Raw genomic sequence first — 23,682 nt, 5'->3', positions numbered from 1 at the left:
CATGGACATGGAACTGATTCCGGCACCCGCGCGCATCGGTGACTTTGCCGATACCGGTGACGAGGCGCGGGCCGGACTCCTGCTGGACCCGTCCACCACCATCACGGCGGCCCCGGGCACCGAGAACACCGAACGCTGGCTGCGCTCCGCGCTCGGGGCCGCCTTCGGTCTGCCGCTCGCACCGGGCGACAGGAACGCCGAGGGCGCCGCGAACACCATCCGGCTGCGCCTGGACCCGGCCCTGGAGCCCGAGGGCTACCGGCTGGGCGCGGGACCGGCCACCGGTGTCGAGATCACCGGAGGGAGCGCCGCCGGAGTCTTCTGGGGCGCGCAGACCCTCCGTCAGCTCCTCGGGCCCGAAGCCTTCCGCCGCGCGCCCATCAGCCCCGGCAACGGGCCCGTCGTCCCCTTCACGGACATCGAGGACGCACCCCGCTTCCCCTGGCGCGGCATGATGCTCGACGTGGCGCGGCACTTCCTGCCCAAGGACGACGTCCTGCGCTACCTCGACCTCCTCGCCGCGCACAAGCTGAACGTCTTCCACTTCCACCTCACCGACGACCAGGGCTGGCGCATCGAGATCAGGCGCTACCCGCGGCTCACCGAGGTCGGCTCCTGGCGTTCTCGTACCAAGCACGGACACCGGGCCTCCGAGCTCTGGGACGAGACCCCGCACGGTGGTTACTACACACAGGACGACATCCGCGAGATCGTCGCGTACGCGGCCGAGCGGCATATCCGGGTCGTTCCCGAGATCGACATCCCGGGCCACTCGCAGGCCGCCATCGCCGCGTACCCCGAACTGGGCAACACCGACGTCATCGACACCACCACCCTCTCCGTCTGGGACACCTGGGGCATCAACGCGAACGTACTCGCCCCCACTGACAACACCCTGCGCTTCTTCGAGGGCGTCCTGGAAGAGGTCCTGGAGCTCTTCCCCGCCGCCACCTCGCCGTTCATCCACATCGGTGGCGACGAGTGCCGCAAGGACCAGTGGAAGGAGTCCCCGGCCGCCCAGGCCCGGATCGGCGAACTCGGCCTCGCCAACGAGGACGAGCTCCAGTCCTGGGTCATCCGGCACTTCGACACCTGGCTCACCGCCCGCGGCCGCCGGCTCATCGGCTGGGACGAGATCCTCGAAGGCGGCCTCCCGGCGGGCGCCGCCGTGTCGTCCTGGCGGGGATACGGGGGAGGCATCACGGCCGCCGAGGCCGGCCACGACGTCGTGATGTGCCCGGAACAGCACGTCTACCTGGACCACCGTCAGGACGGCGGCCCCGACGAGCCGATGCCCATCGGCTTCGTCCGCACCCTGGAGGACGTCTACCGCTTCGAACCCGTACCCCCGGGTCTCTCCGAGGCGGCGGCCCGCCACATCCTCGGCACCCAGGCCAATGTCTGGACCGAGGTCATGCAGAACCGGTCCCGCGTCGACTACCAGGTCTTCCCGCGCCTTGCCGCGTTCGCCGAGGTCGCCTGGTCGTCCCTGCCCGCCTCCGCCGACCGCGACTTCGCGGACTTCGAACGGCGCATGGCCACGCACTACGCCCGGCTCGACGCCCTCGGCGTCGACTACCGGCCGCCGAGCGGGCCGTTGCCCCGGCAGCAGCGCCCCGGCGTCCTCGGACGCCCGCTTGAGGGACCGCCCCCGAACGTGTGATTCCGGCTGCGCCCCGGGTCCGGCCGTCACGCTCACGGGAGCGTGGCGGCCGGCGGCCATTGTCCGGAACGCGCCCCTGGAGCGCGCCCCCGCCGGAACGGGGCAACCCGCGCAAGGCTCGCCGAACAGTGGCAATTCGTGCTCCCTGTCGAAGTGGGGCGAATCGGGACCATCACCCTGAGCGGGGACGGATGCGCCCTTCGTGGACCCTCGCGTCGGTCCGATCGGAAGATGTGCCAGAGTTGCCACGTCCGGGCTGTGAGCACGTACCGTACGGCGAAACGAGCCGGACAGCCGGGACACCGGGAAGGGGCAGCTGGGTTGACCACGCACGCACCGCAGGCGACGCAGTCCGTGACGCTGCCGGCCTCGCTCGACGAGGCCGTGGCGGCACTCGGCGCCATGCCTGCCGCCGTTCCCGTGGCAGGCGGGACGGACCTGATGTCGGCCGTCAACAAAGGGCTGCTGCGTCCCTCGGGGCTGGTCGGCCTCGGCCGGATCAGCGAGCTCCGCGGCTGGCACTACCAGGACGGCCACGCCCTGCTCGGCGCCGGACTCACCCACGCACGCATGGGGCGGCCCGACTTCGCCGCCCTCATCCCCGCCCTGGCCGCGTCCGCGCGCGCCGCGGGCCCGCCCCAGATCCGCAACGCCGGCACGCTGGGCGGCAACATCGCCACCGCCGCCCCGACCGGCGACGCCCTGCCGGTGCTCGCCGCCCTGGAGGCCGAACTCGTCATCGCGGGCCCGGGCGGTGCCCGCCGCGAGATCCCGGTCTCGCACCTGCTGGCCGGCCGCGACATGCTCGAACCCGCCGAACTGATCGGCTTCGTCCGGGTACCGCTGCTGCACGCCCCCCAGGTCTTCCTCAAGGCCACCGGCCGCACCGGTCCCGGCCGCGCCACCGCGTCCGTGGCGATCGTCCTCGACCCGGCCCGGCGCGGGGTGCGCTGCGCGGTCGGTGCCATCGCGCCGATGCCGCTGCGGCCGCTGGAGGCCGAACGCTGGATCGCCTCACTGATCGACTGGGACGGCGAACGGGGCCTGGCACCGGACGCGCTGGCCGCCTTCGGCGAGTACGTCGCCGCGGCCTGCATCCCGGACCAGGCACCGCCTGCCGACGGGGGAGAGGCGCCACCGCTGCCCCCCGCCGTACTGCACTTGCGGCGTACCGTCGCCGCGCTGGCCCGACGCGCGCTGGGGAGGGCACTGTCGTGAGCAACGAGGAACACAACGAACAGCACGGGCAGCGGGAGCGGCCGCAGCACGGGGGCTGGCAGCCGACGCCGCAGGGCGGCGAGTTCGACATCGAGGCGACCGCCTTCGTCCACCTGCCGCCGGAGGACCTGGCTAACATCCCGCTGGCCGCGCCCGGTCAGGGCTACGTACCGCCGATGATCCTGCCGCTGACCCCCGTGGCCGGCCTCGACCCGACGGCCAACGGCAGCTGGGTCGTACAGACGCAGAACCAGCAGGAACAGGCCACGGGGCCGGAGCAGCCGGCACCCGACGCGGTGCACTGGCCGGACCCGAACCAGCAGCAGACGCCGTACGGGTACGCGTACCCGCACCAGGAGCAGTACGGGGAGACGCAGACCGCGACGGGCCAGTGGAACTTCACGGAGTCCGCGGAGTTCGCCGGCCACACCGACCACACCGACCACACCGACCACACCGACCACGGCGTTCAGCCCGGCCATACCGACCACACCGACCACGGCATTCAGCCCGGCCACATCGACCACGGCGACCGGAGCGGTCACTTCGGCGCGGTCGGCCAGGGGGGCCAGCCCGGTCACATCGACCACGGCGGCCAGAGCGGTCACTTCGACCAGGGCGTTCAGCCGGGTCACGTCGACCACGCCGGTCACGTCGACCACGGTGGCCACGCCGGCCACGTCGACCACACGGGTCACGTCGACCACGCCGACCACACCGGTCACGTCGACCACGCCGTTCAGCCCGGCCACACCGGCCAGTGGACGATCCCGGTCGCCGACGGCGACCTTCCGGAGGAGTCCGGCGAGTTCGCGGCATCGGCTCTGGCCGCCCAGTGGTACGCGGACCGGACGCCACCGGCCACGCTGCCGGGCGGCGCCCCCGCGCCGTGGGCGACCCCGCAGCCGGCCGCGGAGCCCGAGCCCGCGGTGGAGCCGGAACCTGGTGCGGACATCGAACCGGAGCACGCGCCCGGAGCCGATTTCGCGTCGGCCGCGGAGCCCGCGACGGAGCCCGCGGCGGAGCCCTCCGAGACGCCTTCGACGCCGCACTCCGTGGTGTACGAGGACGCTCTCCGCGACTCCGCGGCGGCAACACCGGAGACGGCCGCCGAGGACGGCCCCGTACCCGCTGCCGGAGACACGGGAGACACCCCCGTGCCCGGAGCGGACCTCGCGCAGGCCACGGCCCCCGACACCGCGGTGGCGGAGGGCACCCCTGCCGAACACCCGGCGGAGGCCGCGTCCGAGAACCGCCCGGCAGAACAGTCGCCCGACGCGCCGCCACTGAACACCCCGCCGGACGCCCCTCCGCTCGAAGCAGAGCTCCCTGAAGGACAGCTCCCCGAAGCGGAAGCGGAACTCTCCGAAGGACAGCTCCCCGAAGCGGAACTCTCCGAAGGACAGCTCCCCGAAGCGGAACTCTCCGAAGGACGGCCTGCGGAGGGGCAGGATCCCGAGGGGAAGCTCCCCGAGGAAGAGCTTCCCGATGGGCAACTCCCCGAGCCCCAGCCCCTTGAAGGACAGCCCCTCGAAGGACAGCCCCTCGAAGGACCGCCCCTCGAAGACCGGCTTCCCGAAGACCGGCTTCCCGAGGCCCAGTTCCCCGAGGCTCAGTTCCCCGAGGCTCAGCCCCTCGACGTCCCCAGCGAGCACCCGGCCGCCTCCTACGTCCTGCATGTGAACGGCGCCGACCGCCCCGTCACCGATGCCTGGATCGGCGAGTCGCTCCTGTACGTGCTGCGCGAGCGCCTCGGCCTGGCCGGGGCCAAGGACGGCTGCTCACAAGGTGAGTGCGGTGCCTGCAACGTCCAGGTGGACGGCCGTCTGGTCGCCTCCTGCCTGGTCCCCGCGGCGACCGCGGCCGGCAGCGAGGTCCGTACGGTCGAGGGCCTGGCCGTGGACGGCGAGCCGTCCGACGTCCAGCGCGCCCTCGCCAAGTGCGGAGCCGTCCAGTGCGGCTTCTGCATTCCCGGCATGGCGATGACCGTCCACGACCTGCTGGAGGGCAACCACGCCCCCAGCGAACTGGAGACGCGTCAGGCGCTCTGCGGCAACCTCTGCCGCTGCTCCGGCTACCGAGGCGTCCTCGACGCCGTGAACGAGGTCATCGCGGGCCGTGAGGCAAGCGTCGACCCCGACACCTCGTCGGACTTCTCGTCCCCGGAGTCCGACGAGGCCCGCATCCCCCACCAGGCGGCCCTGGGCGCCCGTAGCGTTCAGCCGCATCCGCAGGACGGAGGCATGGCGTGAGCAACGATGCAGCCACCGCTGCCAACGCGACCAGCACACGGATCACCCCCCTGCCGGCAGAAGAATCCGACACCGAGCCGTCCGCGCTCGGTCTCGGTGTCTCCCTCCAGCCCGCCGACGCGCGTGCGAAGACCGAGGGCACCTTCCCGTACGCCGCCGACCTCTGGGCCGAGGGCCTGCTGTGGGCGGCCGTGCTCCGCTCCCCGCACCCGCACGCCCGCATCCTGTCCATCGACACCTCGGGTGCCGTCGAGATGTCGGGGGTCCGGGCCGTCGTCACGCACGAGGACATCCCGGGGGAGGGTGTGTACGGGCGCAGGGTCGTCGACCGTCCGGTCTTCGCGTCCGAACTGGTCCGCCACCACGGCGAGCCGATCGCCGCGGTCGCCGCCGACCACCCCGATACGGCCCGGCTCGCCGCCGCGGCCATCGCCGTCGAGTACGAGGTCCTCGAACCGGTCACCGACCCGGAGAAGGCGTTCGAGGCCGAGCCGCTGCACCCCGACGGCAATCTCATCCGCCACATCCCGCTGTGCTACGGCGACCCGGAGGTCACCGGCGAGGTCGTCGTCGAGGGCCTGTACCGCATCGGCCGTCAGGACCCGGCCCCGATCGGTGCCGAGGCCGGACTCGCCGTGCCCCGCCCCGACGGCGGCGTGGAGATCTACACCGCCTCCACCGACCCGCACACCGACCGCGATCTCGCCGCCGCCTGCTTCGGCCTCGAACCGGATCGGGTGAAGGTCGTCGTCACCGGCGTCCCCGGCGCGACCGGCGACCGCGAGGACCCCGGTTTCCAGCTCCCGCTGGGCCTGCTCGCCCTGCGCACCGGCTGCCCGGTCAAACTGGTCGCCACCCGCGAGGAGTCCTTCCTCGGCCACGCCCACCGCCACCCCACGCTTTTGCGTTACCGCCACCACGCGGACGCCGAGGGCCGGCTGGTGAAGGTCGAGGCGCAGATCCTGCTCGACGCGGGCGCGTACGCCGACTCCTCGTCCGAGTCGCTGGCCGCGGCGGTCGCGTTCGCCTGTGGCCCGTACGTCGTCCCGCACGCCTTCATCGAGGGCTGGGCGGTCCGTACGAACAATCCGCCGTCGGGCCACGTGCGCGGCGAGGGCGCGATGCAGGTCTGCGCGGCATACGAGGGCCAGATGGACAAGCTGGCCGCCAAGCTCGGCATCGACCCGGCCGAGCTGCGCCTGCGCAACGTCCTGGCCACCGGCGACATCCTGCCCACCGGCCAGACGGTGACCTGCCCGGCACCGGTGTCCGAACTCCTCACCGCTGTACGGGACTTCCCTCTCCCCGTTCTCCCCAAGGACGCCTCGGAGGACGACTGGCTGCTCCCCGGCGGCCTGGAGGGCGCGGGCGAACCCGGCGCGGTGCGCCGGGGCGTCGGCTATGCGCTCGGCATGGTGCACATGCTCGGCGCGGAGGGCGCCGACGAGGTCTCCACGGCCACGGTCCGGGTCCACGACGGCATCGCCACCGTCATCTGCGCCGCGGTCGAGACGGGACAGGGTTTCTCGACCCTCGCCCGCCAGGTGGTCCAGGAGACACTGGGCATCGAAGAGGTCCATGTGGCGTCCGTCGACACCGACCAGCCCCCGGCGGGTCCGGCGGCGCACGGCCGCCACACCTGGGTCTCGGCCGGAGCGGTGGAACGCGCGGCCAGGATGGTCCGTACGCAGCTGCTCCAGCCCCTGGCCCACAAGTTCGGCATGTCCACGGAGCTGTTGCAGATCGCCGACGGCAAGATCACCTCCTACGACGGGGTGCTGTCCACGACGGTCACGGAAGCGATGGACGGCAAGGAACTCTGGGCCACCGCCCAGTGCCGGCCCCACCCGACCGAGCCCCTGGACGAGTCGGGCCAGGGCGATGCCTTCGTCGGCCTCGCCTTCTGCGCGATCCGCGCGGTGGTGGACGTCGACATCGAAATCGGCTCCGTACGGGTCGTGGAGATGGCGGTCGCCCAGGACGTCGGCCGGATCCTCAACCCGTCCCAACTGGCGACCCGTATCGAGGCGGGCATCACCCAGGGCATCGGCGCCGCCCTCACCGAGAATCTCCGCAGCGCCCGCGGCCTGGTCCGCCACCCCGACCTCACCGGCTATGCGCTCCCGACCGCCCTGGACGTACCGGACATCCGCATCGTCACGCTCATCGAAGAACGCGACGTAGTAGCCCCCTTCGGCGCCAAGCCGGCCTCGGCGGTCCCCGTGGTCACCTCCCCGGCAGCCGTGGCCGCAGCCGTACGAGCCGCCACCGGCCGCCCGATCAACCGCCTCCCGATCCGACCCCAGGCGGCGGTGGCAGCGCCCAAGTCCTGAGCCCTGTACGGATGGCGTGATCCGGGTTGCGGGTGAAACCCGGAGCTGCCCACTGTCACCGTTGCTGACTAAGGTGAGCCCTGAAGCTGAGGCGGTAATCGGCTGTTGCCGAACGGGGGAGGGCACTGTGGGGCGGGGCGATCCGGGGGCGGAGTCTTCGGCGTATCCATTGGCTGTCATGGGCGGCATCGGAGCGATCGGCGCGGTGGCACCGCAGGCCGTTGGCGAACTGGTCACCGAGCTGTCGTCGTTCACAAGGTTCCGCAACCGCATCGATGAACTGTTACGCAACCTCAAGGCGTCTCCGGCGGGGCCCGGGAAGGTCGGCGAAGACGCCGTGCTACGTGAGAAGTTCGGCGGCGGCAGGGGCGAGTGGTTGGAGGCGGACGGCCTGTACAAGTCGTACTCGACCGTCATCAAGGAGCTGGAGCAGCTGTCCAAGCTGCTTTCGGACTCCATCGAGGGCATGAGTATCGCTGTCCTCGCATCCCACAAGGGCTACGAGCACGTCGACTTGGACGTCCGTCAGCGCATGCTCGCGATCCAGGGCAGCACGGAGGAGCACCGTAAGGTCGAACAGGCCGCGGCGGATGCTGCGGCGAAGGATGCGCACAAGCCTTCGGCCAAGTCGGAGGAGTCAGTGGACACGTCGGGCGGCCATGCCTGATTGATGCCGATGGAGATGTTCTCTGCGCGCGAAGGACGGGGACGGGGAGAGGGACAGCGTCATGGGTACAGATTTCGACAACAGGACTCACGAGGAGATGCTGAAGTGGCTGGACCAGGCCAGCAGCGGTGAGATCCAAGGGGCTGCTGATCGTCTGAAGAGCGCGGCGTCGGAAATTCACAAGATCGCCCAGGACTTGAAGATCCGCCCGCAGTGGGTGGAGTGGAAGGGCGAAGGGGCCGAAGCGTTCCGCACATGGAGTGCGGACCTGGCCAACGCGACGCTGCGGCTCGGGGATTACAGCGAGGCCGCGTCTGAGTGCCTGGGTGAGGCATCGCATGCGGTCGCGTTGGCTCAGGCGTCGATTCCTCGGCCCCACGCGGGGGATCAGGCGAACCTGGACGCAGCCCTGGCTGCGCGGAACGATCCCGATGCGGTGGCGTTGGCCAAGACCCTGATCGCAACTAAGGAGAAGGACCGCGAAGAGGCGGCTGCGCAGATGCGGAAGCTGGCGCAGACGTACACCTTCTCGTCGTCGCAGATGACGGCTCTGGCGAAGCCGGTGTTCCCGGCCGTGCCGCAGGTGATCGCGCCAGGCAGGGCCGAAGACAAGGCGGGAGGGAGGAGCGATTACGACCGACGGAGAGGAATATCCAACGCGGCAGCAGGTTATGCGAGTAATGCCACCGTGTCCGCACGCGGTCCTGAATCGGAAGGCAGAGAGGCAGCACAGGCTGGGACGGTGAGCGCGCCCTCATCGGCGGTTCACGCGGTGCCGCGCCCCGTGGGCATGGACGTGGACAGTGTTGCCGTGTTGCCGGAAACTTCAGCGGTGCCGACCGTAACGCCCCCAAGTTTGCCCACTGGAGGAACGGTCGACCGTGGCACTCCTCCCGGCCCCGGCGGATTTCCGCCCATCGTCAGCACGAGCCCCGTCTCGCCGACGACCGGCAGCAATAGGACCCCGGGAGGGGGGCGCCTGCCATTGATCTCTTCAGGCAGGGTGAGTCAGGCACCTGGACCGGTTGGCCGACCGGCAGGCGAAAGCGGCATCGTTGGTGGCCGCCCTGCTCCGCAAGCTTCCGGCCGGCCGACGGGTGGCCTTCCACGAGGCACCGTAGTCGGTGGCGAGGGAACCCACTCCAGCCGCGGGCCAATGATGCACGGCATGGGTACGGGCGGCCTTGGCGGCGGTCAGAATGGTGTAGTTGGCGGTCGGCGCTCGGCAGGTGAGACAGGCGGAGTTGTCGGTGGCCGCCCACAGCAGCCTGGACGCACGAGTGCCCGGCCCTTCACGCCGGGCGGTACAGGGCTGGTGCGGAGTGCTGAGGGTGCGGGCGTCAGCAGTCGGACAGGGCGGTCGGGCACTGCCCCGCAGCGCAAGGGCAATGCCCGACGCGATGAGAGCGAGGAGAGGCCGAATTACCTCACAGAGGATGAGGCGACTTGGCGGAACGGGCGTCCTGTAGTGCCTCCAGTCATCGACTGAGTGGCGAGAATTCGCTGAAAGGGATCTGAATGAATATCAGTGGCATCCGTACGGCGGGGGCTGCTCGCTGCGGAACTGCGGTGTCCGCCGCGCTGGGGCTGCTGCTGGTTGGCTCTATTCCCGCATCTGCAGATTCTGTTCGATCAGATCAATGGCATCTGGATGTAATGAAGGCTGACCAGATGTGGAAGTCGAGCACTGGTCGGAACGTGAAAGTTGCAGTCATTGACACTGGTGTGGACGCCTCAAACCCTGACCTCCTTGGGCAGGTACTCAAAGGGCTGGATCTGGCACACGGATCGCCTGGTGACGAGCGAGTTGACTATGAAGGTCACGGAACGTCCATGGCTGGTCTGATTGCAGGAACGGGAAAATCGGGTGGGGGTGACGGTGCCTTCGGGCTCGCTCCGGGAGCCAAAATCCTGCCCATTCGATTGAGGAACGACACCGGAAAGGTTAACGGTGCAACTGGGAGTGTGAATTTCAGTAAGGACGTTTCTTCAGGCATTCGCTTTGCGGTGGACAATGGCGCCAAGGTTATTAATATTTCACAAGGTGACGAAAGTGACTCGCGGGAGCTTTCGGATGCGGTAAAGTATGCCATCGGAAAAGGGTCCCTGATTTTTGCTGCAGTTGGAAACAGTGGAAATAAAGAAAATGGTCTGGAGTACCCGGCGGCGACTCCTGGTGTTGTTGGTGTCGGGGCGCTTGATAGAAATATAAAAAAGACTGAAGAATCTCAGCATGGTGCTCAGGTAGACCTCTCGGCACCTGGTATCGATATGGTCCACCCATGCACCGGTGGAACTCAGTTGTGCAAGTCCCATGGAACCAGCGACGCCACCGCCCTTGCCTCCGCCTCTGCTGCCCTCATCTGGTCCAAACACCCCGACTGGACCAACAACCAGGTCCTCCGCGTCATGTTGAACACGGCCGGCGGCCCGACCAGTGGCGCCAAGCGCAACGACTACGTCGGATACGGTGCGGTCCGCCCCCGCATCGCCCTGAAGACCCCGGGCGACCCCGGCCCGGCCGACGTGTACCCGCTACCCGATCTCGCGGCGGCCGAGAGCCCCAGCGCCTCCCCCTCCGCCAAGCCTTCCAAGGCGGCCGGGGGCTCGACGGACACCGACAAGCTCGCCGCAACAGCTCCCGCGTCTGACGACAAGGGCAGCAAAACCGGCCTCTGGATCGGCCTCGGTATCGGCGCAGTCGCTCTCGTCGGTGCAACGGCGGCCGCCCTCGCCATCCGCTCCCGCCGTCGCAAGTCCGCCGCCGCAGTGGCACCGCCCGCGTACCCGGACCAGCCTCCGCACTCCAACCCGTACCAGCAGTCCCAGCCTCAGCAGCAGCCCACACACCCGGCCTACGCACCCCCTTCGACCGCTCCCCCCGGCTCCAACTCGCCGCACGGGGGGCCGTCATACGGAGAGAGGTCGACCTGAAACAATCGATCGTGTGGCTCGGTTACGACGCCCCGCAGGCCATCAGGACCGATGCGACGGAGACCAAGTGGGCCGACAAGCCCGAAGGAGCCGCTGGGTAACTTCCTGCAGGGCATTGAGGAAGCCAGCCATCGCGATGTGAACCAGACGCTCCTGGGCCACAGCTATGGGTCCCTGGTGGCAGGCCAGACGATGAGCACCCACATGGACCTGCCGGTCGGCAACGCGATCAAGGTGGGTAGTCCGGGCGTGGGCGTGGAGCACGCGAAGGACCCGAACGTCCCGGCGGACCATGTCCTTGCGGCCGCGGCCAAGAACGACCTCATCAACCTTGCCCGCCGCCGGCAGGCCCCCGGGCCCCCTCAATCCGAATGCGCACATGGAGCTTTTCGACGACCACTCGATCGTTCACGGAACCGACCCGGTCTCTGACGACTTCGGTGGCGTGGCCTTCGACGTGCCCGCCGGGAGGCGCCCGGGGTCGGGCACGATCGCACAGGTCGCAGCCTCGACCACCGGCGCGGTGCGCGTCGCGGTCACGACGCCCGCCAACGGTCCGGCGCCCGCGGACGTGTGACAGCTGGCCCCACGTGCCGTCGGCGCGAGATCCGGGCGTGATCCCACGCGGCTCGTTTACAGAGGCGATACGCGCGGTGCCCGCAGGGATGCGGACCACCCGGGCCCTGCGTCAGGCGGTGGGGGCCGCGGTCTGCGACGGCTCTCGCACCGCCATGCAGGTCGGCCGCGATCTCCACCTGAGTGGTTCGTCGGCGGTGCGTCCACCGTTCATGTCGTGCGATCTTCCTCGTGCCCGTCCGGCGCCAACTGCGCCATCACCAGCCCGTACAGCAGCTCCACATCCACGAACTCCCCTTCCCCCGGCGCCCCGCACCGCCAGCTCAGCGGGTACGTGTTGCCGTCGGGTGCGGGAATGCCCACGTACTGGTCACAGGCGGCCCGCCCGAAGCACCTGGCGCCCGGAGGCCAGTCGTACTCCTTGCTCGAACCGGGTGGGATCAGGAAGTACGTCCACCGGGCGCCCGCGATCTCCCGTACGACTGGGCCCGGTTCGCCGTCGGTGAGGGTGCCGAGGTGCTGCAGTACCGCCTCGCCGCGTACGCCCCGCAGCCGGATGGCATCGAAGTAGATGCCGGTCAGGTGGAGTTGGAGGCCGGCGGCGGGTACCCATTCGGGGCGTTTCTTGCTCGTCATGACTCCAAGCATCACCACGGCTGCGTAGCGTGACCAGGAGGACGCGGTCCACATCGACGCGATGTGGGGAGAGTGAGGTGGCTGTGGGGACGAGTGGGGAGCTGTCGCAGGTCCGGCGGCTCGTGGGCGACTTGATCCGTATCCATCGGGTGCGGGCTGGGCTCACGCAGAAGGACGCGGCGGACAAGCTGTTGATCTCGGAGTCGCTGATGGGGGCGGTCGAGCGGGCGGAGCGCATTCCGTCGCTGGAACTGCTGGCCGACGCGGACCGGGTCTTCGTCGGGGGCGGCGCGTTGAAGGCGTGCATCGAGCTGATCGATGAGGAGAAGTACCCGGCGAAGTTCCTGGACTGGGCGCGGCTGGAGCGGCAGGCGCGGGTCATCAGCGCGTACGAGACGATGCTGATCCCGGGGCTGCTCCAGACGGAGGCGTACGCGTACGCCTTGTACCGGGCACGCAAACCCGCGTACACCGAGGACGAGATCGTCAGGCATGTCGAGGCGCGACTGGAACGGCAGGCGGTGCTGATGCGTACGCCGCCGCCGTATGTCGGGTTCGTCATCGAGGAGTCGATCCTGAGCCGGACGCTCGGTGGCGCGGCGGTGTTGAAGGAGCAGTTGTTGCATCTGCTGGACTGCATGCGGCGGATGAACCACCTCACCGAGCAGGTGATGCCCACGGATCAGCACACGCACGCGGGGTTGAACGGGCCGATGCAGTTGATGTGCACGGCGGAAGGCCGCAATCTGGTCTTCGCGGAGAGCCAGGGCGGCGATAGGTTGATCGCCAGGCCGGAGCAGGTGGGCGACATGTTCGACCTCTTCGGCATCCTGCGGGCCCAGGCGCTCAACCCCTGGAAGTCGGCGGAGATCATCGAAACGAAGGCGAGGCAACTGTGACCACCGGGCCCGAGCTCTCCTGGTTCACGTCCAGCTACAGCAACAACGAAGGCGGCGCCTGCGTCGAAGTCGCCTACGACTGGCGCAAGTCCAGCTACAGCAACAACGAGGGTGAGGCCTGCGTGGAGGTGGCCGCCTGCCCCCACACCGTCCATGTCCGCGACTCCAAGGTCACCGACGGCCCCACCTTCGCCATCGGTCCCGCTGCTTGGACCGCCTTCCTGGCGGGTGCCGTCGCGGGCTGATCGCGGGCTGATCGCGGGCCTGTTCCGAGCTGCTGATCCGGGCAGCGGGTCTGTCTGCCTGCCCCTGCCCGACTTGATGCGGACGGCGCCAGGGGCGAGGCGTACCGGAATCAGCTGCCGGTGCATGTCTGCGGTCGGCACGTGTGTGAAGAAGTCCGAGGTCGTCGCACCGCCATGGAGTCCAGCGGTGCCGACGGCCGACGGCCTGAACGGCCTTTTGAACCTCAGGGGGAACGATGAAGAACGATGCGGTGATTCCTGCACACGGCCAACGGGATCCGAACAGTGATGACCTCGGTCCCGCGGTCGTCCTCATCACCGGAGTGATGGCCTCCGGCAAGTCCACCGTCGCCCAGGCCCTCGCCGAGCGGCTGCCGCGGGCCGTTCATGTGCGGGGGGATGTCTTCCGGCGCATGGTGGTGACCGGGCGGGCCGAGATGGTGCCGGGGGCATACGAGGAGGCCGCCGCCCAGCTCCGGCTCCGGTACCGGCTGTCCGCGATGACGGCCGACGCGTACGCAGACGAGGGCTGGTCCGCGGTCGTTCAGGACGTGGTGCTGGGGGAGGAACTGGCCGGGTACGTCGATCTCGTACGGACCCGGCCGCTGTACGTCGTCGTGCTCGCCCCCGAGCCGCGAACCGTTGCCGAGCGGGAGGCCGGGCGGGGCAAGAACGGATACGGGGCAGGGTGGACGGTGGAGGCGCTGGACCGGGTGCTGCGGGACGAGACGCCGCGGATCGGGCTCTGGCTGGACACGACCGGGCAGACCGTGGAGCAGACGGTCGACGCGGTGCTCGCGGGGCTCGGCCGGGCGCGGGTGGCGGGGGCGGTGGAGAGCTGAAGCGGCTGGAGGGTCGACGCATTCGGACCTAATGTCTTATTTATCAACAGTTCCTCTATGGTTGGTGCGGTAAAGCACCACCAGGAGGAGTCAGCCGCATGAGCAATCTGTTCGTCATCGCCTACGACGATCTCGCCACCGCCGACCAGGTCCGGGACAAGCTGCTGTCCATGAACCGCGAGCACCTCGTCGATCTGGAGGACGTCGTCGTCGTCGAGCGGCGTGAGAAGGACGGCAAGATCAAGCTCCATCAGGCCGTCAACCACGTGGGTAACGGTGCCGTTGGCGGCGCGCTGTGGGGGAGCGTTATCGGGCTGCTCTTCCTCGTGCCGTTCCTCGGTGCCGCGGTGGGCGCCGCGGCCGGCGCCGCCGGAGGGTCCGCCGTCGACACCGGTGTCAACGACGACTTCATGAAGGAGCTGAGCACCAATCTCCGGCCCGGCGCCGCCGCCGTCTTCGTGCTCGTCAAGACGTCCGTCCGCGACAAGGTCATCCCCGAGATCGTCAAGTTCGGCGGTCAGCTCGTGCAGACCTCGCTCAGCAAGGAGGACGAGGCACACCTGCAGGAGATGGTGAAGGAAGCGCTCAAGGAAGAGACGACGATCGCCTCCTGATCTCCGGACCATACGAGAGAAGGCGACTGCCCGCGCCGTGCGCAGGGTGGTCGCCTTTCGTATGTGGGGACCGGGTGCAGATTCAGGTCGGTGGAAATCGCTCTATGCGCATGGGGCTGGGAAGGTTCCCTGACTGGCGCAGCGACTGCGGTGGGGTGGCCCGCTTGCTGCTCAAGACGGTTCTCCGGTTGGAGTAGTTGCTGTTCCCGCCGATCACGGACGTGGCGGTGCTGTCGGTGGACGTGAACAGCGAGGCGATACGTGCCGAGGTCCGCAGGACCATGACCGGGGAGGCGAACGCCGGTTCCGGCTTGCGGTTTCCGCTGCGTCAACTCCTACGGTCGTCTGTGTGGCCGGAGAGACTGGCCTGGCGATGCGAGGCACTGCAATGGGCCTGGTCGATCGCGGATGTGGCCCGGATGCCCGGGGTGATGTCCTGGACGCTGCGGCATGACGACGAGATCGGCGTAATTCTCCGCCGTGCTCGGAATATTCGACCCACCGGCCGCGATCGCGGCGGCACCCCGGCTACTCGTTGTCGTCTTCGTCTTCGCCTTCGTCGTCTTCGCCTTCGTCGAAGTCGCCCAGCACGTCGGAGAGGCGCTGGGCGATGGGGTTGCCCAGCTCGTCTTCGGTGGAGAACAGTCCGTGCACAGCGCCCATCGGATAGATGGCCTCCTCCGTGCCCTCTTCGGGCGCCCCCACACAGGGCTCGTCGATGACCCCTGACGGATCCGCCTCCCCGAACAGGGATGGCAGTTCGGCGCCCTTCACGGCGAACGGCTCGAACTTCCACACCGCCCCCCGGGTGCGGCAAACCACTTCCCCTATGTACCAGCACGCCCCTTGAAGGAATGCGTTGCGTCGCGCTGTGAGGCTCTCCGCGTTGCTGCTGTACTGGTTGTGGATGAGGTCTTCCAGCGTGTCCAGGGACTGGGGGGAGAAGTCCCATGTCTCGGGGGTACTGGTGTCCTCGGCCCAGTGCTCGAAGCTCTGGGCGCGTTCGGTCAGCCATGTCAGCAGGTCGGGGTGGGTCTGCGGGGCGACGCCGTGGTTTGTGCGATCAGCCATGCCCGCCACGATAGAGAGCCGCTCGCACAGTAGGAGCGCACTGTCCGTGCGAACTGTCCTTACTGAGCACTCCAGTTGACACGAAGCTCCTCAACAGTCCAAACCGTCTGTGCTCCTGACGCTCCAGCATGCTGGAGCGTCAGGTGGACTCGAACGGCGAGATCAAGACCGGTGCTGCGCGGGCGATGGTGAGCGCCGGTGCCGAGGGGTGCAGGGCATGCTCGACCAGTCCCATGAGGATCGGGTTGTGGCATTGCGCATGAAGACGCAAGAGGATGATGAGAAGGCCGTGGCCGCACGGTCCGGCTGGATGGAGTTCAGAGCCGGGGTCGCCGCGGCCGTCGTGCGCGATGCCGGACTCCTCGAATCGGCGGCACACCATCCCTCCGCAGCCATGTTCGGCGCCGATGGAGAAGGAACCGATACGGTGACCGGGGCGGTGGCCGCGTTCTCGGATGGGGTGGCCAACAAGAGGGATACTTGGGGGAGTTCGTGTCGTTCGATGAGGAATGGGCGGAGCTTCGTGACGCGGCGGCCGCGCGGCGGAGTGCCATGCAGATCAACAGCGTCCCGGCCGAGGGCGGCGGGGGCGCGGGTGGCGCCCCCGACCTGGTGGTCAACCGGGACTCCCTCGGCGCCATCGGAAACGACGCCTACGACCTGCGGATTCGGTTGTCACGGGAGGGGGACCGGGCCCGTCCCACGACGTTCGACGCGGCGATCGCGCTGACCAACGGCAACTTCGCGAGTGGTTCGGCGGTGCTCAAGGTGCACGACTTCTGGAAGACCCATGTGAAGACGCTGCTGGATTCCCTCGCGCACATTTCGAATCACCTGGATTACACCAAGGCTCAGCATGCGAAGGACGAAGCGAAGGTCGAGGGGGATCTGGCACCGATCTCCAAGCTCACGGAATACATGAAGTAGGGGTCGGGGGGAAGTACGCACATGCTGAAGTACGAGGACATCGTCGATGCCCCGGTGGGGAAACTGAAGACCGCGGTCGACGACTGGGAAAAGATGGCGAGTGACCTGGACAAACTCGCCGATGATGCGGCCAAAGGGATGAAGGTCAAGTCGGACAAGGCGGACTGGGAGGGCCTCAACGCGGGCGTCACCAAGGCGTTCGTCACCAAGACGGCCAAGGAGTTCGCGGACGCCGCAGCCGAGGCCAAGGGCGTGAAGATGATCCTCGAAGAGGGGCACGCGGCCATCAAGAAGGCCAAGGACGACCTGATCAACATCCGGGACCACGAAGGACCCGCGGCCGGGATCAGGGTGGACGACAAGGGCAAGGTCACCGCGCGGCGCCCGGTGGCGGAGACCCCGGCGGCAGGGCACGATCCCGACTACCCCGAGATGCTCCAGCAGGAGAGGAAGAACATCGGGTCGTGGCAGAAGAAGATCGACCTCATCGTCGACAACTGCAATGACACCGACGTGTCCTTAAAGAACTCTCTCGAAGCCAATGTCACCGGCCGCAAGGACTTCACCGCCCCCAAGTACACGAAGATGGACCAGGAGGAGGCCGCCCGGGCGGCCCGCCTGGCCGCCAAGGGCCGCGATCTCACGCACAAGGAGCTCCAGGCGCTCAACGAGCTGTTGAAGGACAACAGCGGGTCGGAGGAGTTCGCGAAGAACTTCTACAAGAAGCTCGGCCCGGAGAAGTCGCTCGCGTTCTTCGGTCAGCTCTCGACCGATACGTTCCATTATCCCGACGTCGACAAACAGCGCCTGAAGGACGTCCAGGACCTTCAGAAGAATCTCGGCCTCAACCTGGCCACCGCCTCGCACGACAGGAATTTCACAGCTGAGTGGGGGCCGGAGTTGCGTAAGCTCGGCACCGAGCAAATTCCACTCAGCAAGTACGACAACAACGGACCGTTCGGCTACCAGCTGCTCGGCGGGATCATGCGGTATGGGAACTACGACGCGAAGTTCCTCAACCCGATGGCCGAGCACGTGGCGCAGCTGCACCAGAAGAACCCGGACATGTTCCGGGGGAACAGTCTGGTGACCATCCCCGGCAGAAACCCCTTCAACCCGTCCGGGGTGAACGGTTCCGGTTTCGACCCGACCGTCTCCATGCTGGAGGCGCTGGGGCACAGCCCGGACGCGTCGAAGCGTTTCTTTTCCGACCCGCCGACCGCGTACAACGAGGACGGCACGGTCAACAAGGGGGCGACGGCGGACCTGGGCAAGGGGGACGGCGTGGACATCGACAACTATCTCGACTTCTTCGGCAACGAGAAGTGGCAGAACTTCGGGGATGTCGACACACACACCCCGAAGGAGATGGAGAGATCGCTCGCCTACATGCCGGACGCGCTTGGGCATGCACTGGAGTCAGCGGCCCTCGGGTATCCGTACGACAGTCCCGACGCCGCAGTTGTGCGGGACGCGGACAACGCCGGCGTCATGCGGGACGTCATGGAGAAGTACGGCGCGGATGCAGGCCTGCTCAAAAAACAAGAAGCGATGGCCGACAGCCTTGGGGTCATGGGTGCCGGGTACATCAACGACATCAACTGGTCGCTTGACAAGAACGAAGGGGACAGCATCTTCGCTCCGAGTAAGAACCCGGAAGGGCACCTCGACTTCTCCACCGAGAACAGTGACGGCATCAGGGACAACGGAAGAGACGTCGCGCGTCAATTTCTCAGCGTCCTGGGCCAGCACCCGGATGCGTACGCCACGCTGTCCACCGCTGAGCAGGTGTATACGGCCAGTGCACTGGAGGCTCAGGTAGGCCCCGACGGGAAGCCCGACCCCGGGGCCGCCAGGTCGGCGGTGTTCCGTGGCGCCGAGGTGCAGGGCATGCTCGACCAGTCCCGTGCGGACCAGGTCCAGGCGGATCACATGAAGACCCACGAGGATTTCGAGAAGGCCGTGGCCAAGCGGGCGGGCTGGGTGGAGTTCGGCGCTGTGGCGGGTGTCGCGGCCGGCGTGGCGTTCCTGCCTGCGACGGCTGCCGTGGGCACAGCCGCCGTGCTCGTTACGTTGGCAACCGACACAGCCACCGGAGCTGCGGAGCAGGTCATCGGTCAGGTCGTCGGAGATGTCTCGGACAACTCGGTGGACAAGAGTAAGGAAAAAGCCGAGGAACTCACCCGAGGAGAATGGAACAAGATCTATAGGTCCGGCGAGTCCATGGCTGAGGCTCCGATGGAAAGCTTCCTCGAACGTCACGCAACCGGAAAAGAGAACAATGCTTTTCGTCAGGACATGATTGAGTCCATGGGGCTCGGCTATGTGCAGGGCAATAGCCGTGAGAATCAGCAGGGCAGTGATCCCGAGACCGGGGACTGAGCCAGGAATGGTGCAGGAGGGGGCCCGAAGATGAGGCGTATGGGAGCGGGGCAGTTGAGGCGGGCATGGTGCATCACCGGCTTGGTGATGGCTGTCGGTGTGGGAGCGACTGGGTGCGGCGACGAGGACAAGACGCCGGATTACGTTAGCGCGGAGGAGGTGTGCGATGGCCTGTTCAAGGGCCCTCTGGCGAAGACGATCGAGTCCGTCACGGGAGCGACGTCGTTCGCCTGGACTAATCCGAATCGTATGGACCAAGTTGTCGATGCACTCAAGGCCGGGTACGAGTCCGGTCATCGCTGGGCCGGAGGTGACACGTTGTGCCGAATCTCCCCGAAGGGCGGTGGGAGAACGAGCCGGGCAGGAGTCGCGTTTTCCATGTACGCGCCGCAGGACGTGGGCGATCTGCGCCTTCCGGTGGGCGGGCGGCTCTACACCATGGGGAAGCAGTCCGAGGCGACTCCCGGGTCCGCTGCTCTCTACTTCGAGTGTGTGAGTCCCCAGTTCAAGGGGTCGAAGGAGCGTCCGATGCGCATACTCGGAACCTTTGGCCGACCGAAGGACCGCGAGCAGAACATGCCTGAATCCCGGGAAGTGAATCTCACGGTTGTCCATGCTGCGTCCCTTGCCGTGGCAAAGAAGTTGCAGTGCGAGAACAACGGCGGGCTGCCCGAGAAGCCTGTGCTGAAGCCCCGGACCTGACACGGCCTGGGCCGCCGGCCAAGCTTCCGGCGGTGGCAGGGCTGGGTCTAGCTGCCTTCGTGTGTTCACTTGGTAGTCGCTCAGGACTGCGGCTCTGCTCAGAAGAACTTCTACAAGAAGCTCAGACCGGAGGGGGCGCTCGCGTTCTTCGCGCAGCTCTCGACGGACACGTATGAGGACGGGAAGCTCGACAAGGAGCGGCTCAAGGACGTCCAGGACCTCCAGAAGAATCTCGGCCTCGACCTGGCGAGGGCCTCCCAGGACGAGGCGTTCACCGCCGATTTGGGCCCCAGCCTGCGCAAGCTCGGCACGGAGCGCATCCCCGTGAGTCGAGTGGCTGACGGTGGCAACGCGGCTTGAACCGGCGGCACTGCGTGAAGAGTCGAGGGTGCTGGCGGTAATGGACGATTACGAAGCGGCGGATGGGGTGGACCGGATGCGGGACGGGCGAAGTGAGTGTGTGCGGGTGCGGCGATCGCTGATGGCCGCTGGGCTGGTTCTGGTTCTGGGGACCGGGGGTGTGGCGTGTGCTTCAGGTGAGGAGGAGCGCCCGGATTTCGTCGGGGCCGGTGAGGTATGCGGTGGTCTGTTCGCCGGCCCGTTGGCGGAGATGGTGGAGAAGGTGACGGAGGAAAAGGTCTTCTTCTGGCGGGATGCGAAAGGTATGGAGAGAACGGTCGCGGCACTCAAGGAGGGTTATGAGTCCGGTCGTCCATGGGCTTCGGGAGGCGATGTTTGCGAGTTGGTTCCTAAGGGCGGCAGGCTGGGTGACGATGGAGAAATCGGCTACTCCATTTATGCTCCGCAGGACGTGGAGGATGACAGGGTTCCGGATGGTAGCGAGTTGTACACCATGGGTGTGCAGTCTTCGGTAGGACGAGGTGGTGCAGCTCTTTACTTCGAATGTGTGAGTCCTCAGTTGGATGGTTCGGACAAGACGCCGATGCGGATTCGAGGCGGCTTCGGACGCGGTCATAGTGATGCGCCTGATACACGTGAATACCGCAACATGAATATGAAAATTCTGCACGCGGTTACGCTCAAGCTGGTGAAGGAACTCGAATGTGAGAACAACGGCGGTCTGCCGAAGACCCCCGTGCTCACCCCGAAGCAGCCGCTCCGGCAGTAGTCGGCGGTGGCGTCGGCCCGGATCCTGAACGTACGGAACGACCGCCCCTGCGCCATGGGAGCGGCCGTTCCGTGTTCCTCGGAGGCCGTGACCGGATTCGAACCGGTGTAACTCGAGTTGCAGTCGAGCCCCTGAACCACTCGGGCACACGGCCGTGTGTTCCTCGTTGTGGTTCGACCGTAGAGGCGGGTGTCCGGACCACTCAAGGGTGTGGGGCGGGCCGCAACGCGACTGCCATGCCGCGTTCACGATCGTGGCCCGTCGGCGTCCGTGCGGCACGTCGTGGTCCTACGACCAACGGAGGAACGGCGGACCGTCTCGCGACAGGGGCCATATGAGATCTTGCCCCTTACTCTTGGGCTCATGAGTGCCCTGGACCCACGAGACGTCGGTACCGAAACCGACGCCCGCGCCGCCGTCGATGCGGCGATACCGGCCCCGCTCGCCGAATCCGAAGGCGTGCTCGGGCGGACCTATCGGGCGCTGAGCATCGGCATCGTCTCCGTCGTGTTCCTGATCGCTTTCGAGGCGACGGCCGTGGGGACCGCGATGCCGGTCGCCGCCCGTGAGCTGCACGGCGTTCCGCTCTACGCGTTCGCGTTCTCCGCGTACTTCACCACCAGCCTCTTCGCCATGGTGCTGTCCGGGCAGTGGGCGGACCGGCGCGGGCCGCTGGCGCCGCTCGCCACCGGGATCAGCGCGTTCGGGGCGGGGCTGCTGCTCTCCGGGACCGCCGGGACGATGTGGATGTTCATCGCGGGACGGGCCGTGCAGGGGCTCGGCGGCGGGCTGGTGATCGTGGCGTTGTACGTGGTGATCAGCCGGGCCTATCCGAAGCGTCTGCAGCCGTCGATCCTGGCCGCGTTCGCCGCGAGCTGGGTGATCCCGTCCGTCGTCGGGCCGCTCGCCGCCGGGAGCGTGACCGAGCACCTGGGGTGGCGGTGGGTCTTCATCGGCATCCCGGTCCTCGTGGTGTTCCCGCTGGCTCTCGCGCTGCCCGCGATCCGGCGCCGGGCGTCCGGGCCGGCCGATCCGGCGGCGCCCGTCGAGCCGTACGACCGGCGGCGCATTCTGCTCGCGCTCGGGATCTCGGTGGGGGCGGGGCTGCTCCAGTACGCCGGGCAGGAGCTGAACTGGTTCGCGCTGCTGCCGGCCGCCGTGGGTGTCGCACTGCTCGTGCCCGCCGTGCGCGGACTGCTGCCCCCGGGGACCGGCCGGGCGGCGCGCGGGCTGCCCTCGGTGGTGCTGCTGCGCGGGGTGGCGGCCGGGTCGTTCATCGCCGCCGAGTCGTTCGTACCGCTGATGCTGGTGACCCAGCGCGGGCTGAGCCCGACAATGGCCGGGCTCTCGCTCGCGGCCGGGGGCGGGACCTGGGCCCTCGGTTCGTACGTGCAGTCCCGGCCGCGCCTGGAGCCGTACCGGGAGCGCCTGATGGTGGGCGGAATGGTGCTGGTCGCCGCGGCGATCGCGGCCGCGCCGTCCGTGCTGATCGACTCGGTGCCGGTCTGGACCGTGGCCGTGGCCTGGGCCTTCGGGTGCTTCGGCATGGGCATGGTGATCGCGTCGACGAGCGTGTTGCTGCTGAAGCTGTCGGCGCCGGAGGAGGCGGGGGCGAACTCGGCCGCCCTTCAGATCTCCGACGGGCTGTCGAACGTCCTGCTGCTCGCCGCGGGCGGGGCGGCCTTCGCGGCGCTCGGCGGCGGCGCGGTGGGGGCCGTGCACGAGGCGGTGGAGGCGGGGGGCGCCGGGTCCCACCCGGGGGCGTTCGCGGCGGTCTTCCTGCCGATGGCGGGGGTGGCACTGGTGGGGGCGTGGGTGGCGGGGCGGGTGCGGACGCAATAGCTGGTACCACTCTGGCCCCACCGACGGTACCGTTTTGGTATGGCTATGAACCTGCGTCTTCGTGACGATCAGACCGAAGCACTGAAGCAGCGCGCCGAGCAGGAGGGGACCAGCATGCACGCCATACTGCTGCAGGCCGTGGACGACTACCTGGCCAGGACCGCTCAGCAGGCCATCGTCCGCAAGACGGCCAAGGAGCAGGCGGCCAAGTGGAGCGAGCTCATGGAGCGGCTCAAGTGACCTGTGTCTACCTGACCTCCGAGGACATCCTCGTCATCGCCGAACACGCCTGCGCGGACATGCACGTCGTCGTGCGCGACGCCGGGCTCCTCGAATCGGCGGCCCACCGCCCCTCCGCGGCCATGTTCGGCGAGGAGGCATACCCGGATCCGATCGACAAGGCCGCCGCGCTCCTGCAGTCCTTGGCGATCAACCACCCGTTCTTCGACGGCAACAAACCGACGGCCTGGTTGTCGTGCGTGACCTTCCTCGCGATGAACGGGATCGATCTGCGCCCGGACATCGATGCCGCGGAACGCCTGGTCATCGCGGTGGCCACGGGGGAAATGGACGAGGTGAAAGTGATCTCTCAGGGGCTGCGTGAGCTGGTCGTCGACGACGTGTGACAGCCATCGCAATTCCGTGCGGGGCGGCGTAGTCCGAGGCGGCTCACGCCCGGCCCCCCGGTAAGGTGGCCCGGTTGTCGTATCGCGTACGGGCCGGGACGGGCACGTACGGACAGCGCCCCAC

The 23,682-nt window shown here is 68.1% G+C and carries 21 protein-coding genes, 1 tRNA gene and 2 pseudogenes; 20 read left to right on the top strand and 4 right to left on the bottom strand.

Annotated elements, in window-relative coordinates; all coding sequences use genetic code 11:
- Window position 1: 1 nt before the first annotated feature.
- Both ACF08M_RS02530 and ACF08M_RS02525 read left to right on the top strand, forming a co-directional pair.
- A complete protein-coding gene (locus ACF08M_RS02530; RefSeq protein WP_392183378.1) occupies window positions 2-1,663 on the top strand; it encodes a beta-N-acetylhexosaminidase in 1,662 nt (553 codons plus the stop codon).
- Between the two features lie 321 nt (window positions 1,664-1,984).
- Window positions 1,985-2,881, top strand: a complete 897-nt coding sequence (locus tag ACF08M_RS02525) for a xanthine dehydrogenase family protein subunit M (protein WP_072484141.1) — start codon at window positions 1,985-1,987, stop codon at window positions 2,879-2,881.
- 399 nt (window positions 2,882-3,280) lie between these two features.
- Here ACF08M_RS02525 and ACF08M_RS02520 read toward each other — a convergent pair.
- Window positions 3,281-4,429, bottom strand: a pseudogene (locus ACF08M_RS02520) (pentapeptide repeat-containing protein); the annotation flags it as partial.
- Window positions 4,430-4,560: 131 nt separating this feature from the next.
- Here ACF08M_RS02520 and ACF08M_RS02515 point away from each other — a divergent pair.
- The 6 genes from ACF08M_RS02515 (at window position 4,561) to ACF08M_RS02490 (ending at window position 11,644) form a co-directional block, all read left to right on the top strand.
- Window positions 4,561-5,133 (top strand): (2Fe-2S)-binding protein, encoded by a 573-nt coding sequence (locus ACF08M_RS02515; RefSeq protein ID WP_392183447.1) that lies wholly within the window; start codon window positions 4,561-4,563, stop codon window positions 5,131-5,133.
- The gene (locus tag ACF08M_RS02510) at window positions 5,130-7,466 is read left to right on the top strand and encodes a xanthine dehydrogenase family protein molybdopterin-binding subunit (protein ID WP_392183377.1); all 2,337 of its coding nucleotides are present in this window, start codon (window positions 5,130-5,132) and stop codon (window positions 7,464-7,466) included. Before ACF08M_RS02515 ends, ACF08M_RS02510 begins: the two co-directional genes overlap by 4 nt.
- A gap of 178 nt (window positions 7,467-7,644) precedes the next feature.
- Entirely contained in the window at window positions 7,645-8,133 is a 489-nt protein-coding gene (locus tag ACF08M_RS02505) for a hypothetical protein (protein WP_392183376.1), read from the top strand.
- Between the two features lie 1,518 nt (window positions 8,134-9,651).
- Window positions 9,652-11,067 carry a type VII secretion-associated serine protease mycosin gene (gene mycP, locus ACF08M_RS02500; protein WP_392183375.1) on the top strand — a complete coding sequence of 472 codons (1,416 nt, stop codon included), beginning with the start codon at window positions 9,652-9,654 and terminating at the stop codon, window positions 11,065-11,067.
- A gap of 51 nt (window positions 11,068-11,118) precedes the next feature.
- Window positions 11,119-11,499 carry an alpha/beta hydrolase gene (locus tag ACF08M_RS02495; protein ID WP_392183374.1) on the top strand — a complete coding sequence of 127 codons (381 nt, stop codon included), beginning with the start codon at window positions 11,119-11,121 and terminating at the stop codon, window positions 11,497-11,499.
- Window positions 11,447-11,644 carry a hypothetical protein gene (locus tag ACF08M_RS02490; RefSeq protein ID WP_392183455.1) on the top strand — a complete coding sequence of 66 codons (198 nt, stop codon included), beginning with the start codon at window positions 11,447-11,449 and terminating at the stop codon, window positions 11,642-11,644. The genes ACF08M_RS02495 and ACF08M_RS02490 overlap by 53 nt, the downstream gene beginning before the upstream one ends.
- A gap of 209 nt (window positions 11,645-11,853) precedes the next feature.
- Here the strand turns inward: ACF08M_RS02490 and ACF08M_RS02485 are convergent, their stop codons facing one another.
- The gene (locus ACF08M_RS02485) at window positions 11,854-12,279 is read right to left on the bottom strand and encodes a hypothetical protein (protein ID WP_392183373.1); all 426 of its coding nucleotides are present in this window, start codon (window positions 12,277-12,279) and stop codon (window positions 11,854-11,856) included.
- Between the two features lie 77 nt (window positions 12,280-12,356).
- On the opposite strand from ACF08M_RS02485, the gene ACF08M_RS02480 reads away from it, so the two are divergent.
- The 4 genes from ACF08M_RS02480 (at window position 12,357) to ACF08M_RS02465 (ending at window position 14,879) form a co-directional block, all read left to right on the top strand.
- Window positions 12,357-13,178, top strand: coding sequence for a Scr1 family TA system antitoxin-like transcriptional regulator (locus tag ACF08M_RS02480; RefSeq protein ID WP_392183372.1), 822 nt, complete (start codon window positions 12,357-12,359; stop codon window positions 13,176-13,178).
- Window positions 13,175-13,423: a DUF397 domain-containing protein gene (locus ACF08M_RS02475; RefSeq protein ID WP_392183371.1), complete on the top strand. Its 249-nt coding sequence runs from the start codon at window positions 13,175-13,177 to the stop codon at window positions 13,421-13,423. Before ACF08M_RS02480 ends, ACF08M_RS02475 begins: the two co-directional genes overlap by 4 nt.
- 236 nt (window positions 13,424-13,659) lie before the next feature.
- The gene (locus tag ACF08M_RS02470; protein ID WP_392183370.1) at window positions 13,660-14,265 is read left to right on the top strand and encodes an AAA family ATPase; all 606 of its coding nucleotides are present in this window, start codon (window positions 13,660-13,662) and stop codon (window positions 14,263-14,265) included.
- 98 nt (window positions 14,266-14,363) lie between these two features.
- Window positions 14,364-14,879, top strand: a complete 516-nt coding sequence (locus ACF08M_RS02465; protein WP_392183369.1) for a DUF1269 domain-containing protein — start codon at window positions 14,364-14,366, stop codon at window positions 14,877-14,879.
- 528 nt (window positions 14,880-15,407) lie between these two features.
- On the opposite strand, the gene ACF08M_RS02460 is transcribed toward ACF08M_RS02465, so the two are convergent.
- On the bottom strand, window positions 15,408-15,950 hold the full coding sequence (locus ACF08M_RS02460) for a hypothetical protein (protein ID WP_392183368.1): 543 nt from the start codon (window positions 15,948-15,950) through the stop codon (window positions 15,408-15,410).
- Window positions 15,951-16,442: 492 nt separating this feature from the next.
- Between ACF08M_RS02460 and ACF08M_RS02455 the strand changes: the two genes are divergently transcribed.
- From ACF08M_RS02455 to ACF08M_RS02435, 5 genes and pseudogenes are all read left to right on the top strand, one after another.
- Entirely contained in the window at window positions 16,443-16,877 is a 435-nt protein-coding gene (locus tag ACF08M_RS02455) for a hypothetical protein (RefSeq protein WP_392183367.1), read from the top strand.
- 21 nt (window positions 16,878-16,898) lie between these two features.
- The gene (locus tag ACF08M_RS02450; RefSeq protein WP_392183366.1) at window positions 16,899-19,259 is read left to right on the top strand and encodes a hypothetical protein; all 2,361 of its coding nucleotides are present in this window, start codon (window positions 16,899-16,901) and stop codon (window positions 19,257-19,259) included.
- Window positions 19,260-19,346: 87 nt separating this feature from the next.
- Complete coding sequence (locus ACF08M_RS02445) at window positions 19,347-19,961, top strand: hypothetical protein (protein WP_392183446.1); 615 nt, start codon at window positions 19,347-19,349, stop codon at window positions 19,959-19,961.
- 102 nt (window positions 19,962-20,063) lie between these two features.
- Window positions 20,064-20,309 (top strand): annotated as a pseudogene (locus ACF08M_RS02440) (hypothetical protein); the annotation flags it as partial.
- A gap of 52 nt (window positions 20,310-20,361) precedes the next feature.
- A complete protein-coding gene (locus tag ACF08M_RS02435; RefSeq protein ID WP_392183365.1) occupies window positions 20,362-21,090 on the top strand; it encodes a hypothetical protein in 729 nt (242 codons plus the stop codon).
- A gap of 82 nt (window positions 21,091-21,172) precedes the next feature.
- Here the strand turns inward: ACF08M_RS02435 and ACF08M_RS02430 are convergent.
- Window positions 21,173-21,244, bottom strand: a tRNA-Cys gene (locus ACF08M_RS02430).
- A gap of 209 nt (window positions 21,245-21,453) precedes the next feature.
- On the opposite strand from ACF08M_RS02430, the gene ACF08M_RS02425 reads away from it, so the two are divergent.
- From ACF08M_RS02425 to ACF08M_RS02415, 3 genes are read left to right on the top strand one after another with little or no spacing between them, the layout of a single operon-like run.
- Entirely contained in the window at window positions 21,454-22,932 is a 1,479-nt protein-coding gene (locus tag ACF08M_RS02425; protein ID WP_392183364.1) for an MFS transporter, read from the top strand.
- Window positions 22,933-22,971: 39 nt separating this feature from the next.
- Window positions 22,972-23,172, top strand: a complete 201-nt coding sequence (locus tag ACF08M_RS02420) for a ribbon-helix-helix protein, CopG family (protein WP_026290595.1) — start codon at window positions 22,972-22,974, stop codon at window positions 23,170-23,172.
- A complete protein-coding gene (locus ACF08M_RS02415) occupies window positions 23,169-23,558 on the top strand; it encodes a type II toxin-antitoxin system death-on-curing family toxin (RefSeq protein WP_392183363.1) in 390 nt (129 codons plus the stop codon). Before ACF08M_RS02420 ends, ACF08M_RS02415 begins: the two co-directional genes overlap by 4 nt.
- Window positions 23,559-23,682 lie beyond the last annotated feature (124 nt).

It is taken from the genome of Streptomyces sp. NPDC015032, assembly GCF_043080425.1.
Classification (GTDB): Bacteria; Actinomycetota; Actinomycetes; order Streptomycetales; family Streptomycetaceae; genus Streptomyces.
Note: the sequence above shows the minus strand (reverse complement) of the source record. Positions and strands in the feature narration are given on the sequence as shown.

Bases quoted from the DNA above. Each gene is read 5' to 3' on its own strand.
- ACF08M_RS02530 (WP_392183378.1), top strand. From the start codon at position 2: ATGGACATGGAACTGATTCCGGCACCCGCGCGCATCGGTGACTTTGCC.
- ACF08M_RS02505 (WP_392183376.1), top strand. From the start codon at position 7,645: ATGGGCGGCATCGGAGCGATCGGCGCGGTGGCACCGCAGGCCGTTGGC.
- mycP (WP_392183375.1), top strand. From the start codon at position 9,652: ATGAATATCAGTGGCATCCGTACGGCGGGGGCTGCTCGCTGCGGAACT.
- ACF08M_RS02495 (WP_392183374.1), top strand. From the start codon at position 11,119: ATGCGACGGAGACCAAGTGGGCCGACAAGCCCGAAGGAGCCGCTGGGT.
- ACF08M_RS02490 (WP_392183455.1), top strand. From the start codon at position 11,447: ATGGAGCTTTTCGACGACCACTCGATCGTTCACGGAACCGACCCGGTC.
- ACF08M_RS02485 (WP_392183373.1), bottom strand. From the start codon at position 12,279: ATGACGAGCAAGAAACGCCCCGAATGGGTACCCGCCGCCGGCCTCCAA.
- ACF08M_RS02470 (WP_392183370.1), top strand. From the start codon at position 13,660: ATGAAGAACGATGCGGTGATTCCTGCACACGGCCAACGGGATCCGAAC.
- ACF08M_RS02465 (WP_392183369.1), top strand. From the start codon at position 14,364: ATGAGCAATCTGTTCGTCATCGCCTACGACGATCTCGCCACCGCCGAC.
- ACF08M_RS02460 (WP_392183368.1), bottom strand. From the start codon at position 15,950: ATGGCTGATCGCACAAACCACGGCGTCGCCCCGCAGACCCACCCCGAC.
- ACF08M_RS02450 (WP_392183366.1), top strand. From the start codon at position 16,899: ATGCTGAAGTACGAGGACATCGTCGATGCCCCGGTGGGGAAACTGAAG.
- ACF08M_RS02445 (WP_392183446.1), top strand. From the start codon at position 19,347: ATGGCTGTCGGTGTGGGAGCGACTGGGTGCGGCGACGAGGACAAGACG.
- ACF08M_RS02435 (WP_392183365.1), top strand. From the start codon at position 20,362: ATGGACGATTACGAAGCGGCGGATGGGGTGGACCGGATGCGGGACGGG.
- ACF08M_RS02425 (WP_392183364.1), top strand. From the start codon at position 21,454: ATGAGTGCCCTGGACCCACGAGACGTCGGTACCGAAACCGACGCCCGC.
- ACF08M_RS02420 (WP_026290595.1), top strand. From the start codon at position 22,972: ATGGCTATGAACCTGCGTCTTCGTGACGATCAGACCGAAGCACTGAAG.